The organism is Streptomyces hokutonensis (genome assembly GCF_000376565.1).
Classification (GTDB): Bacteria; Actinomycetota; Actinomycetes; order Streptomycetales; family Streptomycetaceae; genus Streptomyces; species Streptomyces hokutonensis.
Window position 1 is genome coordinate 26,832 of the sequence record NZ_BARG01000013.1, and the last position, 16,685, is coordinate 43,516.

The window sequence follows — 16,685 nt, forward strand, 5'->3', positions numbered from 1 at the left end:
GTGCCGCGGACCCCGCGGTACCTCGCCCGTGACACACCGTCACCATCACGCCCCTCGGGGCGCGTACGCCGGGACACGCGCCACCACTGCCGCCGGAGCGGGGGAGTGAACATGCCCTCGACCGTCGACACCTCCCGGTCGGCCGAGCTTCTCCTGGGCCACGAGAACCAGCCTGAGGGAAGCTTCCTGCAACGCCTCTCCGCCGAGGACTGGCAGGTCCTGTTACAGGCCGGACTGCGGGGCAGCACCTTCGTCCGGGACGCGTTGCTGCCGCTGGGCCCGGACGGCCCGGACGTGTACATCATCTGGGAAGGCGTCGTACGACAGGACCGCTTCCCGCTGGGCGACGGGGAGAACGTCCCCACCGTCACGCGGTTCCGGGGCAGGGGCCAGCTGGTCGGTGAGGCCAAGCTCATCACCCCCGACTCCGCCGTCCTCACCAAGTGCCTGACCCCGACCGTGGCCGTCCCCTGCCCGGCCCGCAACCTCAACGTCCTGCTGCGCCGGCGGCACACCATCCAGGGCGCCCTCCTGTGCAGCCTCGAGGACCGCAACCGCAGCGACGAACTCCTCTACACCATGGCCACCCGGCCGCCCGTCGAGCGCGTCGGCAGGCTGCTGGCGCACCTCGCCGACACCGCGGGGGTTCCCGACCCGCGGACGGGCTCGACCGTCATCACCGGTCCGGGCCAGAAGGACATCGCCGCCTCGCTCCAGGTCGCCATCTCCACCGTGGAGAACGCGATCCGGACCCTGCGCTACCAGGGCGTGATCGACGCCAGGTACCGCCAGTTCGTCGTCCACGACGTCGACGCACTGCGTCACTTCGCCGCCGGGATCTGACACGGCCCCGGCACACCGGACCCCGTACCGCTCGCGCTCCACCCCCGAACGGATCACAGCATGATGACCAGCACCACCACGCTGGCGATCGGCACCGGCGCGGGTTCCCTCGCGCTGACCGCCGTCTCCGCTCTCTTCATGGGTGTCCTCGGCACGTACACCCTCGTGCACCACAGGCGGGTCTTCGCCTGGACGCAGAGGATCCGTCGCAGGGACCAGGCGAACACCGACTTCGACAAGCCCGCCGAGTGGCTCGGCGATCTCTACAAGGCCCAGTGCCGCCTCGCCCAGAAGCCCTGCGCCGACGCCGACTTCGGGGACGTCCGGCAGGCCGGCAACATGATCAAGGGGATCGTCGGCCATGTGGAGGTGCTCCGCCCCGAGCTGACGGAGGTCGTCGAACGGGTCGGCGCCTACGTCGCCACCGCCCTGCCGGACCCCGGTCCGGCCGTGAAGGTCACCGTCCTCCACCACCGCGCCCAGCTCGTGATGGCCATGCGGCAGGAGGCCGCCCGCAACGAGCTGGTGCACGCCATCCTCGCCGCCGAGAAGAGGATCAAGGCGGAACGGTACGGCTGATCGGGCGACCAATGTCCGTTCATGTCTGTCCGATGCCCGAACCTGTTTACTTTCCGGAAATGTGGGCGTAGCCTCCGAGCGAAACCACAAGTTCGGGCACAGGTCGGAGGCGAACGGACATGTACGCACCGGAGCGGCAGCAGGAGATCCTCCGGCTGGCCCGTGACGGCGGCCGGGTCGACGTCGTGTCGCTGGCCGAGGAGTTCCAGGTCACCGCGGAGACGATCCGCCGCGACCTGAAGGCCCTCGACCGCGCGGGCCTGCTCCGCCGGGTCCACGGCGGGGCCATACCGGCCGGACGGCTCGACTTCGAGCCCGACCTCGCCGAGCGCGAGTCGACGGCGGCCGACGAGAAGGACCGCATCGCCAAGGCGGCCCTCGCCGAACTGCCCATGCAGGGCACGGTGATCCTCGACGCCGGTACGACGGTGGCCCGCCTCGCGGGCATCGTCCCGCTGGAGGCCGAGCTCACCGTCGTCACCCACTCGCTGCCCATCGCGGCCCGCCTCGCGGACCACCCGGGCATGCAGCTCCACCTCGTCGGGGGGCGCGTACGGCACCGTACGCGCGCCGCCGTGGACGCCTGGGCGCTGCGGGCGTACGGCGAGATCCGCGCCGACGTCGTGTTCGTGGCCGCCAACGGCTTCTCCGCCGAGCACGGGCTGACCACGCCCGACCTCGCCGAGGCCGCGGTCAAGCACGCGGCGATCGGCGCCGCCCGCCGCGTCGTGCTGCTCGCCGACTCCGCGAAGCACGGCCAGGAGCACTTCGCCCGCTTCGGCGCCCTGAGCGACGTGGACCTCCTGATCACCGACAGCGGGCTGAGCCCAGAAGACGCCACCGCCATGGAGCGCGGCGGCATGGAAGTAGTGCGCGCATGATCCTCACGGTCACCCCGAACCCGTCCCTCGACCGCACCTACGAGGTCCCCTCCCTGGACCGCGGCGAGGTCATACGGGCCACCGGCGAGCGCATGGACCCGGGCGGCAAGGGCGTCAACGTCTCCCGCGCGGTCGCCGCCGCCGGGCAGCGCACGGTCGCGGTGCTGCCGCTCGGCGGTGCGCCGGGCGCGCTGGTCGCCAGCCTGCTCGACGCGCAGGGCATCGAGGTCGCGCCGGTCCCGGTCGCCGGGGCCACCCGCTCGAACATCGCGCTGGCCGAGGCGGACGGCGTCCTCACGAAGATCAACGCCCCCGGCCCCGAACTGACCGCCGCCGAACAGGAACTGCTCCTGGAGACGGTCCGGCAGCAGTCCCGTGACGCCGACTGGATCGCCTGCTGCGGCAGCCTCCCGCGCGGCCTCGCGCCGTCCTGGTACGCCGAGTTGGTCGCCCGCGCCCACGCGGCCGGCGTCCGTATCGCCCTGGACACCTCGGGACCCGCGCTCATCGAGGCCCTGCGCGAACGCCCGGACGTCGTCAAGCCCAACGCCGAGGAACTCGCGGAGGCCGTCTCCCGCCCCCTCGCCACCGTCGGCGACGCGGTCAAGGCCGCCGAAGAACTGCGGGAGTTGGGCGCGGGCGCGGTCCTCGCCAGCCTCGGCGCGGACGGGCAGCTCCTGGTCGACGCCTCGGGCGCCTGGTACGGCAGCGCGCGCGTCGACGTCGTACGCAGCAATGTCGGCGCGGGGGACTCCTCGCTGGCCGGCTTCCTGATCGCCGGCGGCCACGGCCCGGAGGCCCTCGCCTCCGCCGTCGCCCACGGCGCGGCAGCCGTCCAGCTCCCCGGCAGCGTGATGCCCACCCCGGCCGACCTCGACCCGTCCGCCGTGACGGTCACGGCCGACGTCCCGGTGGACCGCGTACTGACGGAGCCGGTCGCATGAACGTTTCTACGGCCTTCAGATCTACGGCCTTCAGAGCGCCCCTCGAACCGGCCACCGGGCGGCGGCATTCCCCGCTCTTAACCGCCGCCGCAACCCCCACCGTGATCCACCGCAGTACCCCCGTCCCCACCCCCGCCCACCACACCCCCCGGGCGATACGCGTGCGAAGGAGCCCGCGATGAGCGAGATGATCACCGCGGACCTGGTCGACCTCGACCTGTCCGCCGATACCAAAGAGGCGGCGGCACGTGCCCTCGCCGAGCGCATGGTCGCCCAGGGCCGGGTCACCGACCTGGACGGCTTCCTCGCCGACGTGGCCGCCCGCGAGGCACAGATGCCGACCGGCCTCGACGGCGGCATCGGCATCCCGCACTGCCGCAGCGAGTACGTCACCGAGCCGTCGCTCGCCTTCGGGCGCAGCGCCGAGGGCGTCGACTTCGGCGCGCCGGACGGCCCCGCCGACCTGATCTTCCTGATCGCCGCGCCCGCGGGCGCCGACGACGCCCACCTCACCATCCTGTCGGCGCTCGCCCGGCAGCTGATGAACGCCGAGTTCACGTCCGCGCTGCGGTCGGTGGCCGACGCGGAGAGCGCGGCGGCGCTGATCCGCGGCGACGAGCCCGAGGGCTCGACAGACTCCGCCGCGACGCCGGCGGCGGCCTCCGCCGGCGCCGCGGCGGGCAGCACGGACACGGCGGGGGAGGGCGAGCGTCCGTTCCGGATCGTCGCCGTCACCTCCTGCCCCACCGGTATCGCGCACACCTACATGGCGGCCGAGTCGCTGGAGAACGCCGGTCGTGACGCAGGTGTCGAACTCGTCGTGGAGCCGCAGGGCTCGGCCGGTTTCACCCGGCTCGACCCGGCGGTGATCGCGGCGGCGGACGCCGTGATCTTCGCCCATGACGTCCCCGTACGGGAGAAGGAACGCTTCGCCGGCAAGCCGACCGTCGACGTCGGCGTCAAGGCGGGCATCAACCGCCCCGCCGAACTCATCACCGAGGTCCGCGGCAAGGCGGAGCGCGGCGAGGTCAGCGGCGGATCCGCGCCGACCCCCGTCGAACGCGGCGGCGAGCCGGGCGAGGGCTACGGCACGATGCTCCGCAAGTGGCTGATGTCCGGCGTCAGTTACATGGTCCCGTTCGTCGCGGCAGGCGGTCTGCTGATCGCCCTCGGCTTCGCGATCGGCGGCTACGAGATCAAGTCCGCGCCCTCGGTCATGCAGCACTTCGTGTGGACGCAGACCGACAGCTGGGCCGCGCTGATGTTCCAGATCGGCGCCGTCGCCTTCGGCTTCCTGGTCCCGGTGCTGGCCGGCTACATCGCCTACGGCATGGCCGACCGGCCGGGTCTGGTGCCCGGCTTCGTCGGCGGCATGATCGCCTCCACCATCAACGCCGGCTTCCTCGGCGGTCTGGCGGCCGGTCTGATCGCCGGTGGTGTGGTGCTGGCGATCCAGAAGGTGAAGATCCCGAAGGCGGTTCGCGGGATCATGCCGGTGGTGGTGATCCCACTGATCTCCACGGCGGTCGTCGGGTTCCTGATGTTCGTCGTGATCGGCAAACCGATCGCCTCCGCGCAGAAGGGCATGACCGACTGGCTCAACGGCCTCAGCGGCTCGAACGCCATCCTGCTGGGCGCCCTGCTCGGCCTGATGATGTGCTTCGACCTCGGCGGCCCGGTCAACAAGGTCGCGTACACCTTCGCCACCGCCGGAATCGCGGTCTCCAACCCCAGTGACTCGGCGATGAAGATCATGGCCGCGGTCATGGCGGCCGGCATGGTCCCGCCGCTGGCGATGGCCCTGGCGACGACCGTGCGCGGCAAGCTCTTCACCGAGACCGAGCGCGAGAACGGCAAGGCCGCCTGGGTGCTGGGCGCCTCCTTCATCTCCGAGGGCGCCATCCCGTTCGCGGCGGCCGACCCGCTGCGGGTCATCCCGTCCTCGATGGTGGGCGGCGCGATCACCGGCGCCCTGTCGATGGCCTTCGGCGCGACCCTGCGCGCCCCGCACGGCGGCATCTTCGTGGTCCCGCTGATCGGCAGCCCGTTCCTCTACCTGATCGCCATCGCGGTCGGCATGTGCGTCACGGCCGGCCTGGTCGTCGTACTGAAGGGCGCACGCAAGTCGGCGGCCGGGACTACGGCCCCCGGAGCACCGGAGGACATATCCGCCCCGGCTGCGGACGCCAAGCAACCGGTCGCCGCCTAGCCGCTTTTGGGCCGCCGTGAGGTGTTCACGGCAACTGCGAGATTCGTCACGGTCCGGGACCACGGTCCCGGACCGTGGTGTCTACTGGAACGCATGCCTGCGCACGTCTCGATACTCCAGCTGACCGGTGTGGCCGTTCTCGCCCTGGCGACCGTCGCCTGGGTGCTCGGCCTGACGCGCATCCTGCGCCGCGCCCTCGCCGAACCCACCGTCTGGCACGCGGCCCACCCGCTCCACGGCCTCCCGGGCCAGCGCGACACGGCCCCCCACCTGGAGTCCGTCGAACTGACCCCCGCCGAGCGCGACGCCTTCGCGGGTCTCGTACGACAGCTCAGCGACGGGCGCTGAACCGGGCCCGGGGCCTTACGAGACCTGCGCCGCCCGCCGCTCCATCGCGTCCCGGGCCGCGTCCTCGCTGACGTACACCTCGCACATGTGACGGCCGTCGGGCGTGGCCGTGTGCTCGACCTCCCACAGGGAGATCTCCGCGCCGTCGGGCAGCAGGAACGCGTGCTCGTAGAGCGAGAAGCACACCGCCGCGCGACCCGCTCGGTACGGGCGGCCGAAGGCCTGGATGATCTGGTGCCCGAACGCCGTCGCCAGCAGCGCCGCCGTCTCCTCGTCCGGCTGGTCCGGATTCTCCGCGCGGCGCAGTAAACGCCGCGCGTGGTCCGCCGAGTTGTCCGCCAGATACGAGTGCCGGGGCTCGGGGATCGGTGACAGATGCACCAGCACCGGGAGTTCGAAGTCCGTCGTGTCCGGCGGCATCGGCAGCCGCGCGGTCGCCGTCCGCAGCTCCTCCTCGTCGACATACACCTCGTGCTGCGCCTCACGGCCCAGCACGGTGTTGTGGACGAGCTCCCACAGGGTCAGCGCCGAACCGTCGGTGAGCAGCCACGTGTGCCGGTACGTCTCCCGGTGCAGGCCCGCGCTGTGGTGCGCCGAGTGCAGCGAACTGTCGTACGCCAGCGCGCAGTCCAGGACCTGCCGTATCGTCTCGTCCGGCAGCTCGAAGGAGTTCAGGGCACGGCCGAGCAGTCGCGCGAGGTGCTCCTCCGGAGACTCGTGCGACTCGGGTGGTTCGTACGCTGCCGTGTCGTACGGAACGCTCAAGGCTTCTCCCGGCGTTGCTGCATGTCACCTTGTGGGTGCATACCGTAGCCCCTCGGTCGGACATCATTCCTGTGAACCGAGAAAACGTATGCCCGGAAAACGAGCGGGCCGCACGAGATGTTCCCGCGCGGCCCGAAGATCCGTCAAAACCTGCCGGTCAGGCAGCACTTCCTGCGGTCCACTCGCTCCACGCCAGGTTCCAGCCGTTGAGCCCGTTGTCCGGGGCGACCGTCTTGTCGGGGGAGTTCTTCACGATCACGACGTCCCCGATCAGGGAGTTGTCGTAGAACCACTGGGCGTTCGTCGCGCCCTGCGCGCCCTGTACGTCCGCGAGCCCCACGCAGCCGTGGCTGGTGCCGGTCTGGCCGAAGGGCGGATTGGCCTTGTTGTACCAGTAGTTGCCGTGGATGAACGTCCCCGACGAGGTCAGCCGCATCGCGTGCGGCACGTCCGGGATGTCGTACTCGCCGCCCAGCCCGACCGTCCGGCTGTTCATCCGCGTCTGCGTGAACTTCTCGGAGATCACCATCTGCCCGTTGTACGTGGTGTGTTCCGGGCTGCCCGAGGAGATCGGCAGTGACTTGAGGGTCTGGCCGTCCCGTACCACGGTCATGGTCTGCGTGTTCACGTCGACCGTGGAGACCTGCGAGCGGCCGACGGTGAACGTCACGGTCTTCTTCTGCACGCCGTAGACGCCGTTCGCGCCCTCCACGCCGTCCAGGTCGATCTTCATCGTGACCTTCGAACCGGCCTTCCAGTACTCCTGCGGCCGGAAGTCGAGCCGCTGCGCCCCGAACCAGTGCCCCACGACCTGCTGCCCGCTGCTGGACGTCACCGTGATGTGCGACTGCACGGCCTTCTTGTCGCCGATCACCTTGTCGAAGGTGAACGACACCGGCATCCCCACACCGACCGTCGTCCCGTTGTCCGGGGTGTACGTCCCTATGAAGCTGTTGGCCGAACTGACCGTCGTGAAGATCGAGTTGGCCGCGGAGGTCTTGCCGCTCGAGTCCTTCGCGGTCGCCGAGATCTGGTACTTCGTACCGCGCTCCAACTGCTCCTTCGGCTTCCAGCTCGCGCCGTTCGCGGAGACCACGCCCTCCACGGCCTGCCCCGACCCGGCCACCGTCATCTTCACGTCGGTCAGCGTGCCGTTGCTGACCTGCACGCCGGTCGCGTTGATGGACGCGTTCGTCGCACCGTCCTTCGCCGAGATGACGATCTTCGCGGTGGACGTCTTGGCGGACGTCCCGCCGCCGCCCTTGCCGCTGGTGTCGGTGTCCGCGCTGGCGTTGCCGCCGCACGCGCTGAGGGTGAGGGTGCCGACCACCAGGGCGGCGATGGCCCCCAGTACGCGCCGCGCTGCTATGTCCGGCGTTGTCACGGGCTGCTCCAGGTTCGTGTGATGTGCGTGATCCGCTGCGATGCGTGGACAAAGAGGGTCCCCGCCCCCGCACGGGTTCCCGCCGTTCCCCACGAACGCCATCCGGTGACAGAACCGCGACAAACACCGGGACGGATCCCCGGAAACACCGGACGCCCACCGCCTGCAGGGCCCCTACCGCCTCCCGTACAGCTCCTCGTGCGACGGCCACGCCCCGCCCGGCCCGTCCACCGACTCGGCGGCCCGCACCGCGCGCACGATCGCCCGGGTCACCACGTCCGCGCCGGCCGCGAGGATGTCGTTCAGGGCCAGGGGGTTCTCGGTGTCCAACGGTCGGGCCCCGGTGGCCAGCGCGAACACCGTGTCCCCGTCATGGAGCAGATGCACCGGCCGTACGGCACGCGCGATGCCGTCGTGCGCCGTACCGGCCAGCTTCTGCGCCTGGGCTTTGGTGAGTTCGGCGTCGGTCGCGACCACCGCGAGCGTGGTGTTCAGCGGAGGGGGCGTGTGCTTCGCGGCGGTCTCGGCTAGACGCCGGCGCGCGGCCTCGTGGACGTGCGCTTCCGGATACGTCACGCGCCCCTGGAACAACTCCCCGTACAGGACACCCGTTTCGGGATCCACGACCGACCCCGCCGCGTTGGCCACCACCAGCGCGGCCACCGTGATCCCCGACTCCAGCACGATGCTCGCGGTCCCGACGCCGCCCTTCATCGGTCCGACCGCTGCGCCCGTACCGGCGCCCACGCCCCCCTCGCGCACCCGCACTCCCGGCCCGCTGATCGCGGCGGCCTCCACCGCGGCCCGCCCGGTGGCCGCGTCCGGCCTGGCCTTGAAGTCGCCGCCCCGCCCCAGATCGAAGACACAGGCCGCGGGCACCACCGGCACGACGTGCGTCGGTTCCACGCCCACCCGCACCCCGCGCCCCTGCTCCTCCAGCCAGGCCATCACCCCGGACGCTGCGTCGAGCCCGTACGCGCTGCCGCCGGTCAGCACAACCGCATCGACCCGCTGCACGACGTTGCGCGGATCGAGCGCGTCGGTCTCCTTGGTGCCGGGTCCGCCGCCGCGCACGTCCACGGCGGCCACCGCCCCGCCCTCCGGCGCGAGCACCACGGTCGTACCGGTGAGCCAACCGTCCCCCGACCGCGTCGCATGGCCCACCCGCACCCCGGCCACGTCCGTCAATGCGTCAACTGTCACGGAGCTCAGTCTCACGCAGCGCGCGGCGGATTCGGGGACCGGCGGCGCGGTGGAGGCGGTTGTTGGGGTGCTGGTCGGCTGGGCGTCGGAGGTTGTTCCGCTGCCGCTCGGCCGGTCGTGGCTGTCGGTCAGCCTACTGGCGCCGTCGCCTCGGCCTTGCTTTCCACGCCGGCCGTGAGTGCGGTCAGGGTGCTGCCGACCGCCACCGTCAGCGCCGACACCAGGCCCGCCGCGAGCACCGCCCAGGAGCCCAGGAAGGTGCAGCAGACCACCAGCAACGCCGAGACGGGAAGCACCAGTTGCTGGGCGACGCCCACCTTGTAGTGACGGGCGTGCAGCGCCCACACGCTGAGCAGATACAGCGCCGTCGGCACGGTCACCGCGGCCGACGCGGCCAGTGTGGAGATGTGCGCCTTGCCGATGGCCTCCGTGACCGCCACCTCCAGGCCGGCGCCGATCGTGGCCGCCGACGCGAAGATCAGATAGTGGCCGTACCCCCACAGGAACGCCTGCCGGTTGGACCGGAGATGGCCGTGGATCGGCACCACGAAGTAGATCCACCACGCGGCGAACACGATCAGCAGCCCACCCGCCGCGATGGGCAGCAGCTCGCCCAGAGCGTCGTGCTCGTCCACCCCCGACTTCACGGCCACCGTGGCCGCCGCGATCGTCTCGCCCAGCACGATGATCGTGAACAGCCCGTACCGCTCCGAGATGTGGTGCGGATGCCACGGCGTAGGGAAGTCTTTCTCCGCGTAGCGCGGCACGCACAGCTCGGCGATCACCATCACGAGGAACACCCAGCCCCGGGCCGGTTCCGGCAGGACCACCAGGCCCGTCCAGCCGACCATGCAGAGCAGCACGCCGCCCGCGTACCGCAATGCCATCGTCCGCTCCGGCCCGCGGGCGGCCCGTGCCGCCCGCAGCCACTGCGTGGCCATCGCCAGCCGCATGATCACGTAGCCGAGCCAGACCATCAGGTAGTCGTGGTGTTCGAAGGCCCGCGAGACCCCGGCCGCGAGGACCAGGACGCCGGAGATCTGCACCAGGGTCACGACCCGGTAGAGCACGTCGTCGTTGTCGTACGCCGAGGCGAACCAGGAGAAGTTCATCCAGGCCCACCAGATCGCGAAGAACTGCATCGCGTAACTGAGGACGCCCTGCCCCGCGTGCCCCTCGGCGACGGCGTGCGCCAGCTGGACGCCCGCCTGCGCGATGGCCACGACGAAACACAGGTCGAAGAAGAGCTCCAGCGGCGAGGCGACCCGGTGCGGTTCGTCCCGGCCGCGGGCGGTGAGCGGGCGCAGGGGTCTCGGAATCTCGGACGTCATGCGGACAAGCACAGCAGATAACGGCAGGGATTTCAGAAGCGGCCGGCTCGACCGGGACCGACCGCTCGGCCCGCGGCGGCGTCAGGCGCCCCCTCGGCCGTACCCTGGAGGTATGAGTACCGCCCCCGCCCCCGAGCCGCGCGATCCGATCGGGCCGAAGCCCGCGCTGGTCTTCGACGACCCCTTGAGCCGGCCCTCCGCGGACGACACGGATCGCGGGTGGGGCGAGCGGGCCGAGGGTGAGGGCGGCGCCGCCGACCTCAAGCGCTTCCTCGACGAGAAGCCGCCCCACCACATCTGAGCCGTCTGCTTCAGCCGCCGGCACATCTGAGCCGTCGGCTACGGCTCCCGATGCCCGTTGCCGCGCTGGGCGACGAGCGCGTCGCGGATCTCCTTGAGGACCTCCAGCTCGGTGATCTCGATGACCTCGTGGGTGCCCTCCTTGGCCTTGCGCTGGGCCTCCACCCGGGCCAGGTACTTCGACATCGGCAGGACCATCAGGAAATAGACCACCGCCGCGGTGATCACGAAGCTGAGGGCGGCGCCCAGGACCGAGCCCCACATCAGCTGGATGCCCTTGTCGCCCGAGCAGCTGTCGCTCAGGCACGAGCTGTAGCTGTCGAGGTTCTGCGTGCCGATCGCGCCGACGAGCGGGTTGATGAGCCCCTTCACCACCGAGTTGACGATGTTCGTGAAGGCGGCGCCGATGACCACCGCTACTGCCAGATCGACGACGTTCCCGCGCATCAGGAAGGTCTTGAACCCCTGCCAGACGCCCGGTTCCTTCTTCTTCTCGCTCAACTCGGAGCCTCTTCTCGCACGCGCACGGTGTGGAACGAACAGCTCCGCAACCTACGTCAAGGCGTGGCCGCCGTGTCCAATTCGGTAGCTCGAACGAGGGACTTGACACGAATTCGCACATGCGCCGGAAGGCGCGGCTCACGATACGGAGAGCACGGCTCAACACATCGTCACCGCCAGCCGTGCCGTGGCACTCGCACCGGCCAGCCGCGCCGCCGTGGCGCGCGGCACCGACAGCACCACCAACGCCCCGCTGCCAGCCGCCTCGTCGAGCGGGTCGGGCACCTTCGTCACCCGCGCCCCGCGCGCGACCACCTCGGCGTCACCGCCCGCAGCCGTGTCCTGAGCCGCGATCACGTCGACCCGGTCGCCGGACCGCAGCAGCCGGACCGTGGCGGCGTCGGCGATCCGCACCGGCGCCGACACCCACTCGACCGCCCGGCGCTGCTGACGCATCGGATCGGCCACCGGATGCCCGCGGGTCCGCTCGCCGTGCCGCGCGTCCGCCGTATTGCGCGGGCCGGCCGCGATGAGCGCGACCGCCGTCACCGCGAGCCCGGCTGCCACGGCCCGCCTCCGGTGCCGTAGCAGCCGGCGCAGTTGGTACCACCCGCCGCGCACCCGCACCGGCGCGAAGTGCGGCACCTCGCACGTGGCCGGAGCGTCCGTGCCCAACGGGCGTGGAAAGGGAGGGGAGATGGGAGGAGAGCCGGGAGAGGACAGGGACATGTGGACCACCACCTGCGACGAGGGATCGGCTTGCCGTCCCACGATGCGGGAATTCGCCGCGGTCCGCCGGAGCCCGTGTGCTACCCGCCGGTTGTGGACAACTCCCTCACCCGAACGGGAAGTTCCGCACTTCCCGAGCCCCCGGACTCCGCCCGGCTACGGCAGCTCGAACCCCGGATCCATCCCGCCCAGCGCGTTCGCGCACAGGCAGTCCCGTGCCCCGTTCTCCGGCAGCGCGGCCACCGTGTCGAACAGCACGCCCCGCAGCCGGTCCACGTTGGCCGCGAACACCCGCAGAACCTCGTCGTGGGAGACGCCCTCGCCGGTCTCGGCGCCCGCGTCGAGGTCGGTGACCAGGGTCAACGAGGAGTAGCAGAGTTCCAGTTCACGGGCGAGCGGTGCCTCGGGGTGGCCGGTCATGCCGACCACGGACCAGCCCTGGGCCTGGTGCCAGAGGGATTCGGCGCGGGTCGAGAAGCGCGGCCCCTCGACCACCACGAGCGTGCCGCCGTCGACCGCTTCCCAGTCCTGCCCGCGCGCAGCCTTCAGCGCGGCTGCCCGGCCGGTCGGGCAGTAGGGGTCGGCCAGGGACACATGCACCACGTTCGGCACCGTGCCGTCCGGGAGCGGCAGCCCGTCGAAGTACGTCGCCGCCCTGGACTTCGTACGGTCCACCAGCTGGTCCGGCACCAGCAGCGTGCCCGGCCCGTACTCGGGGCGCAGCCCGCCCACCGCGCACGGGCCGAGGACCTGGCGCACGCCCACGGAGCGCAACGCCCAGAGGTTGGCCCGGTAGTTGATGCGGTGCGGCGGCAGATGGTGGCCGCGTCCGTGCCGGGGCAGGAACGCCACCCGTCGGCCGGCGATCTCGCCGAGGAAGAGGGAGTCGCTGGGCGGCCCGTAGGGCGTGTCCACCTGGATCTCGGTCACGTCGTCCAGGAACGAGTAGAAGCCGGAGCCGCCGATTACGCCGATCTCTGCGTTCGCCATGAGCAGCACACTAGCGGCCGCCGAAAAGGCGCAGAATCCGGCCCGGGAACCGCCGTGGAACCTTCTCGGAAAACACCGAAGACCCTGTCGTCGTACGACGACAGGGTCCCGCGGTCGAGAAGTTCTGCGCGGCCCGGGCGGTCTACGCGGCGGAGCTGCTGCTGCCGGTGGAGGAGCCCGAGTTCGACGACTTCGACTTGGAGTCCGAGGACGAGGAAGTGGTCGACGGGGTGGACGGCTTCGCGTCCGAGGACGTCGACGGCTTCGAGGTGGCCGGCGAGCTGCTCGACGAGGAGCCGCGGCTGTCGTTCCGGTAGAAGCCGGAGCCCTTGAAGACAATGCCGACCGCGGAGAACACCTTCTTCAGGCGGCCACCGCAATTGGGGCACTCGGTCAGCGCGTCGTCGGTGAACTTCTGGACCGCTTCAAGGCCCTCGCCGCACTCGGTGCACTGGTACTGGTAGGTCGGCACTGTGTCTTCCTCCTGGCACTCTCACTCAATGAGTGCTAACGAGCGTCCATACTGACCTATTCCCGGGGATCAGTCCACTGCCACCGGCACGCGGTGACCGACGCCACGTGCCACGGTGCGGCTGTGGGGCCGGGTCGCGAGGCGGGACCGGAGCGCGATCAGGGTCCCCAGGGCGAGCACCGTACCGGCCATCGGCACCAGGAAACCGGCGCCGCCCCACAGGCGGTCCTCCAGCTGTCCTGCGACGGTGACGGCGGCGGCCTGCCCGAGGGCGACCGCGCCGGTCAGCCACGTGAAGGCCTCCGTGCGGGCGCCTGCCGGGACGAGCCCCTCGACCAGGGTGTAGCCGGTGATCAGGGCGGGCGCGATGCACATGCCGACCAGGAGACCGAGGCCAGCCAGGAGCAGCACCGAGTGGGCGGTCCACAGGGCGGACGCGGTCAGCGCGAGGGCCGCGTAGCCCACCAGGAGCCGGCGCTGCGGGGCGACCTTCCAGGCGACGGCACCGCAGACGACTCCGGAGAGCATGTTGCCGGCGGCGAAGGTGCCGTAGAGGACGCCGTTGAGGCCGGGTTCGCCGATCGACTCGGTGAAGGCGGCCAGGGAGACCTGCATGCCGCCGAAGACGGAACCGATGCCCAGGAAGGTCACGATCAGCACGCGCACTCCGGGGACGCGCAGTGCGGAAACGTGCTCCACGCGCGCGTGCCCGTCGGCGGTCACCGAGGGCTGGGTGCTCTTCTGCGCGGCGAACAGCAGACCGCCGACGAGAGTGAGCCCGGCCTCCGTGACCAGGCCGGCCGCCGGGTTCACGGTGGTGCACAGGGCGGTCGCCAGCAACGGGCCGAAGACGAAGGTCAGTTCGTCGGTGACGGACTCGAAGGCTGCGGCGGTCGTCATGAGGGGCGAGTCCTGGAGCTTCACGCCCCAGCGGGCGCGCACCATGGGCCCGACCTGCGGCACCGAGGCGCCGGTCGGCACGGCCGCCACGAACAGTGCCCACAGGGGAGCGTGGCCGAGCGCGAGCGCGGTGAACGTGAGGCCCGACAGGGAGTGCACCAGGACGCCGGGGATCAGTACGGCGCGCTGTCCGTGGCGGTCGGCCAGGCGTCCGCTGTAGGGCGCGAACAGGGCCATGGAGACGCCGGTGACGGCCGCGGCGGCGCCCGCAGCGCCGTAGGAGCCGGTGGTGTGCTGCACCAGCAGCACGATGGAGATGGTGAGCATCGCGAACGGCTGGCGCGCCGCGAAGCCGGGAAGCAGGAACGTCCAGGCGCCGCGTGTGCGCAGCAGCTGCCCGTATCCAGGACGGGATCCCGTCCTGGAGGTGACCGTGGATGCCACGGCCCGTGCCTTTCTGCCACCTGGTAGCGCGCCCTGTGCGGGGGGCGCCGAGCACTGTCCTCTTGCGCGGAACTGCGGTAGATACCGGTGCCCACTGCGGAGGAGGGATTCGGCCGCCATACGGTCGCGCCAGCACTGCGTCAGGCAGAGTTGGTTCGATCAGAATGTGCCTTCATCGTACAGGGAGTGAAGCCCGGTGGACCTGTGAAAACGGGCACCACGCGCGCGTTCACCTGCGATTGGTGAACGTGTGAACCGTACGAAACATGCCCTTAATGACTGGCCGTGGCATTGTCCGTGCCCAGCCACCCCGCCAGCTTCCCGCCGCGGCCCACCGCCCGCAGCCGCCGCTCGGCCGCGTCCCGGACCGGATCCGTCGCCACGACAAGGAGTTCGTCGCCGCGCCGCAGAACCGTCGAGGGCAACGGAACAAACGATTTTCCGTCGCGTACGACCAGGGTGACCGCAGCCCCGGCCGGCAGCCTGAGCTCGTTGACCTCGACGCCGTGCATCTTGGACTCCGCGGGGATCGCGACGGACAGCAGATGTCCGCGCAGCCGCTCCAGGGGCGCCGATTCGATGCCGAGGTCGGCGGCCTCCGGCCCCTCGCCCAGCTTCAGCGTGCGCGCCAGCCAGGGCAGCGTCGGTCCCTGGACGAGGGTGTAGACGACGACCAGGACGAAGACGATGTTGAAGACACGACGGCTGCCGGTGACGCCGTTCACCATGGGGATGGTCGCCAGGATGATGGGCACGGCGCCGCGCAGCCCGGCCCAGGACATCAGCGTCTGCTCCTGCCAGGGCACCCGGAACGGCGTGAGGCTGACCACCACGCTGAGCGGCCGGGCCACCATCGTCAGCACCAGGCCGATGATCAGCGCCGGCCAGACGTCGTCACCCAGTTCGTGCGGGGTGACCAGCAGGCCGAGCAGGACGAACATGCCGATCTGGGCGATCCAGCCGAGCCCGTCGGCGAAGCCGCGCGTCGCGGGCCAGTGGGGCAGCCTGGCGTTCCCCAGCATCATCGCGGCGAGATAGACCGCCAGGAAGCCGCTGCCGTGCGCCAGGGCGCCCGCCGCGTACGCGGTGACCGCGATTGCCAGGACGGCGATCGGATAGAGGCCGGAGGCGGGCAGCGCCACGTGCCGCAGCCCCCAGGAGCCGAGCCAGCCCACCGCGAGGCCGATGGCCGCGCCGATGGCCAGCTCCAGGGCTATCTCGCCCACGAGCGTGTACCAGTGGTCGACCGGGCCCGCCGTGGAGAAGGCGACGACCAGGATGACCACGGGGGCGTCGTTGAAGCCGGACTCGGCCTCCAAAGTGCCCGTCACGCGCGCGGGGAGGGGGATTCGGCGCAGCACGGAGAAGACCGCCGCCGCGTCCGTCGAGGACACCACCGCCCCGACGATGAACGCCTGCCGCCACTCCAGTCCGACCAGATAGTGCGCGCCCGCGGCTGTGACGCCGACGCTCACCGCCACCCCGACAAGCGCCAGCGTGGCGGCCGACGACAGGACCGGCCTGACCTCTGCCCACTTCGTGCCGAGGCCGCCCTCGGCCAGGATCACGACCAGGGCCGCGTATCCGATGACCTGGGTCAGCTCGGTGTTGTCGAAGTGGATGTCGCCGATGCCGTCCTGGCCCATGGCGATGCCGATCCCCAGGTAGACGAGCAGGCTGGGGAGCCCGCTGCGCGAGGAGATCCGGACCGCCGCGACGGCGACGAGCAGGACGAGCGAGCAGACGAGCAGGAGCTGGTCGAGGTGGTGGACAGTCAGAAGGCTTCCCTTCCTCGGCTGACGCGCGTCCGGGGCGGCAGCACATGTACAGGGGACGCGAGACTGCGGCGCCACGCATCCAAG

At 71.1% G+C, this 16,685-nt stretch carries 17 protein-coding genes; 7 read left to right on the forward strand and 10 right to left on the reverse strand.

Annotation, left to right across the window (positions count from 1 at the left end; genetic code table 11):
- Nucleotides 1–111 precede the first annotated feature (111 nt).
- From SSP08S_RS05265 to SSP08S_RS05290, 6 genes are all read left to right on the forward strand, one after another.
- The gene (locus tag SSP08S_RS05265; protein ID WP_043259273.1) at nucleotides 112–843 is read left to right on the forward strand and encodes a Crp/Fnr family transcriptional regulator; all 732 of its coding nucleotides are present in this window, start codon (nucleotides 112–114) and stop codon (nucleotides 841–843) included.
- Between the two features lie 60 nt (nucleotides 844–903).
- Entirely contained in the window at nucleotides 904–1,422 is a 519-nt protein-coding gene (locus SSP08S_RS05270; protein ID WP_019066525.1) for a hypothetical protein, read from the forward strand.
- Nucleotides 1,423–1,541: 119 nt separating this feature from the next.
- Nucleotides 1,542–2,303 carry a DeoR/GlpR family DNA-binding transcription regulator gene (locus tag SSP08S_RS05275; RefSeq protein ID WP_019066526.1) on the forward strand — a complete coding sequence of 254 codons (762 nt, stop codon included), beginning with the start codon at nucleotides 1,542–1,544 and terminating at the stop codon, nucleotides 2,301–2,303.
- Nucleotides 2,300–3,247, forward strand: coding sequence for a 1-phosphofructokinase (gene pfkB, locus SSP08S_RS05280; protein ID WP_019066527.1), 948 nt, complete (start codon nucleotides 2,300–2,302; stop codon nucleotides 3,245–3,247). The genes SSP08S_RS05275 and pfkB overlap by 4 nt, the downstream gene beginning before the upstream one ends.
- Nucleotides 3,248–3,425: 178 nt before the next feature.
- Nucleotides 3,426–5,456 carry a PTS fructose transporter subunit IIABC gene (locus SSP08S_RS05285; protein ID WP_019066528.1) on the forward strand — a complete coding sequence of 677 codons (2,031 nt, stop codon included), beginning with the start codon at nucleotides 3,426–3,428 and terminating at the stop codon, nucleotides 5,454–5,456.
- Between the two features lie 93 nt (nucleotides 5,457–5,549).
- Nucleotides 5,550–5,804: a hypothetical protein gene (locus tag SSP08S_RS05290; protein ID WP_019066529.1), complete on the forward strand. Its 255-nt coding sequence runs from the start codon at nucleotides 5,550–5,552 to the stop codon at nucleotides 5,802–5,804.
- 15 nt (nucleotides 5,805–5,819) lie between these two features.
- On the opposite strand, the gene SSP08S_RS05295 is transcribed toward SSP08S_RS05290, so the two are convergent.
- From SSP08S_RS05295 to SSP08S_RS05310, 4 genes are all read right to left on the reverse strand, one after another.
- A complete protein-coding gene (locus SSP08S_RS05295) occupies nucleotides 5,820–6,569 on the reverse strand; it encodes a DUF6227 family protein (protein ID WP_019066530.1) in 750 nt (249 codons plus the stop codon).
- Nucleotides 6,570–6,726: 157 nt separating this feature from the next.
- Nucleotides 6,727–7,953, reverse strand: coding sequence for a L,D-transpeptidase (locus tag SSP08S_RS05300; RefSeq protein WP_019066531.1), 1,227 nt, complete (start codon nucleotides 7,951–7,953; stop codon nucleotides 6,727–6,729).
- A gap of 174 nt (nucleotides 7,954–8,127) precedes the next feature.
- Complete coding sequence (locus tag SSP08S_RS05305; RefSeq protein WP_026178188.1) at nucleotides 8,128–9,156, reverse strand: P1 family peptidase; 1,029 nt, start codon at nucleotides 9,154–9,156, stop codon at nucleotides 8,128–8,130.
- A 128-nt stretch (nucleotides 9,157–9,284) separates the two neighbouring features.
- Nucleotides 9,285–10,487: a low temperature requirement protein A gene (locus SSP08S_RS05310; protein WP_019066533.1), complete on the reverse strand. Its 1,203-nt coding sequence runs from the start codon at nucleotides 10,485–10,487 to the stop codon at nucleotides 9,285–9,287.
- A gap of 112 nt (nucleotides 10,488–10,599) precedes the next feature.
- Between SSP08S_RS05310 and SSP08S_RS05315 the strand changes: the two genes are divergently transcribed.
- On the forward strand, nucleotides 10,600–10,788 hold the full coding sequence (locus SSP08S_RS05315) for a hypothetical protein (RefSeq protein ID WP_019066534.1): 189 nt from the start codon (nucleotides 10,600–10,602) through the stop codon (nucleotides 10,786–10,788).
- 38 nt (nucleotides 10,789–10,826) lie between these two features.
- Here the strand turns inward: SSP08S_RS05315 and mscL are convergent, their stop codons facing one another.
- The 6 genes from mscL to SSP08S_RS05345 form a co-directional block, all read right to left on the reverse strand.
- Complete coding sequence (gene mscL / locus SSP08S_RS05320; RefSeq protein WP_019066535.1) at nucleotides 10,827–11,288, reverse strand: large conductance mechanosensitive channel protein MscL; 462 nt, start codon at nucleotides 11,286–11,288, stop codon at nucleotides 10,827–10,829.
- 159 nt (nucleotides 11,289–11,447) lie between these two features.
- Nucleotides 11,448–12,017, reverse strand: a complete 570-nt coding sequence (locus SSP08S_RS54825) for a CpaB family protein (protein WP_026178190.1) — start codon at nucleotides 12,015–12,017, stop codon at nucleotides 11,448–11,450.
- Nucleotides 12,018–12,173: 156 nt separating this feature from the next.
- Entirely contained in the window at nucleotides 12,174–13,007 is an 834-nt protein-coding gene (locus SSP08S_RS05330) for an S-methyl-5'-thioadenosine phosphorylase (RefSeq protein ID WP_026178191.1), read from the reverse strand.
- Nucleotides 13,008–13,149: 142 nt separating this feature from the next.
- A complete protein-coding gene (locus SSP08S_RS59055; protein WP_078532345.1) occupies nucleotides 13,150–13,479 on the reverse strand; it encodes an FmdB family zinc ribbon protein in 330 nt (109 codons plus the stop codon).
- A 69-nt stretch (nucleotides 13,480–13,548) separates the two neighbouring features.
- Complete coding sequence (locus tag SSP08S_RS05340; protein ID WP_019066539.1) at nucleotides 13,549–14,823, reverse strand: MFS transporter; 1,275 nt, start codon at nucleotides 14,821–14,823, stop codon at nucleotides 13,549–13,551.
- A 272-nt stretch (nucleotides 14,824–15,095) separates the two neighbouring features.
- Complete coding sequence (locus tag SSP08S_RS05345) at nucleotides 15,096–16,676, reverse strand: potassium/proton antiporter (RefSeq protein ID WP_019066540.1); 1,581 nt, start codon at nucleotides 16,674–16,676, stop codon at nucleotides 15,096–15,098.
- Between the last annotated feature and the right edge of the window lie 9 nt (nucleotides 16,677–16,685).